Origin of the sequence: Flectobacillus sp., from assembly GCF_049240685.1 — a bacterium.
In the GTDB taxonomy this organism is placed as follows: Bacteria; Bacteroidota; Bacteroidia; order Cytophagales; family Spirosomataceae; genus Flectobacillus.
Map to the genome: position 1 here is coordinate 13437 of NZ_JBMLSD010000470.1, position 1480 is coordinate 14916.

2 protein-coding genes are annotated in these 1480 nt (G+C 38.6%); both read left to right on the forward strand.

Going from position 1 to position 1480, the window contains the following annotated elements; all coding sequences use genetic code 11:
• Positions 1-220 precede the first annotated feature (220 nt).
• Positions 221-1087 (forward strand): hypothetical protein, encoded by an 867-nt coding sequence (locus ACOVQ4_RS21940; protein WP_421822727.1) that lies wholly within the window; start codon positions 221-223, stop codon positions 1085-1087.
• A complete protein-coding gene (locus ACOVQ4_RS21945) occupies positions 1075-1401 on the forward strand; it encodes a hypothetical protein (RefSeq protein WP_421822728.1) in 327 nt (108 codons plus the stop codon). The genes ACOVQ4_RS21940 and ACOVQ4_RS21945 overlap by 13 nt, the downstream gene beginning before the upstream one ends.
• Positions 1402-1480: the final 79 nt, after the last annotated feature.

The following is a 1480-nucleotide window of genomic DNA, read 5'->3' on the forward strand; positions in this document are numbered from 1 at the left end:
CCAAATCCACCATCGTTTGATTGATTCATCGCCTTGCTGACTCACCATTAGCAAGGCGTTTTTTTGTTGTAAATGAATAAATCGTTCCTAAAACATTCAAACTAAAACAAAACAGAGTATATTTTAATATTTTAAATTAAAATCTCTGCGTTTGTAATTTAAAAATAATCTCTACCTTCGTAATCTTAAATTAATTTCCTTTCAATTGACACAAACAACTATGAAAACCCAACCTACCTTGAAGCACTTGATGCTTTGTACCTTATTACTATTATCATTTAATTCGTTTTCTTTTTCTGGCATTACCATTTCAAAAGACAGTACCCGTGCTTGGATTGTGCAACTAAGTAGTAGTTTGCCCGCAGGTTCAGATACGACTTTATCGAAATGGATTCGTGATGGTCTCAACGAAAGCATCTTAAAAGGTACTTTTGACACGACATCAAACAAGCTCAAACTTTACACTGACCTCAACAACGCCTTGAGTATTTATCACAGAAAGGTAATTATTCGTAACTTCGATTTTCCGGGTTTAGCCAATGGGTCTTATCAACCCAATGGTTTTTCGCAAGGAACGCAATTTGCGAACTTCAAGGTAAAATTACCAAGTGGCAGTTTTGACCCCGACTTTGCGGTAAGCTATCCGCCAGATGTGATGTCTTTTGTGAATAATACCGCCAATTTGGAGCAATTACCAGAAGGGACAAAATTGTATAGAGTTTGTAATGATGGATGGGATCAATTTACGGGAGGCTATTGGACGCGTACCAAACCAACATCCATCTCGGAGGTAATTGGAGGCACTGCGGTTCAACCAGAATGGAATAGCTTTAAGAATATCGTAGAATATACCGTTCCTGCGGGAGGCATCTGGGTTTGGAGAGGATTAGCGGCGGCACAAAAACTCTCAAACAGTCTAAATATTGGTCAACCCTATTTGGCGGGTGGAGCCGAACAAATACTAATCCCACTCGTATATCGTAGATTAAAGAAAGCAGATGGAAGCTTTGATTTTAGAGCCATCAATCCTGCAATGCAAAGTAGAATCATCGTATTACCAGCCAACGAATTACCATGGAAACGTTAACCCTCGTGTATCTGAGATTGCTCAAAGCCAATTTCGAACATTTAGTTCAGTGCTTCACTGAGCAAGAATCACTTACTGGTCAAACAGGTTTATTATTAAGACTGAGAGCAGAAGATATTTTATCAAACTCATTGAGTCAAGCCTTATCGACACCAGAGGTAACCGACGAAAACCTTCAGTGGGTTCGTGAGGCCGTAACGACCTATTTAAGATATTATCCAGAAAATATTTCAAGTAGTAATCTAGCTACCCTCGACGACGAAATCGACTTATTACTTCACAGAATTATGGAGATAGCAGAACACTTAGAATGATGAATTGTGAATTGTGAATTGTGAATTATCCTTTGTCCTTGCCTAAAATAGGTTGCCTTTGAGGCAAGGACAAAAAAAA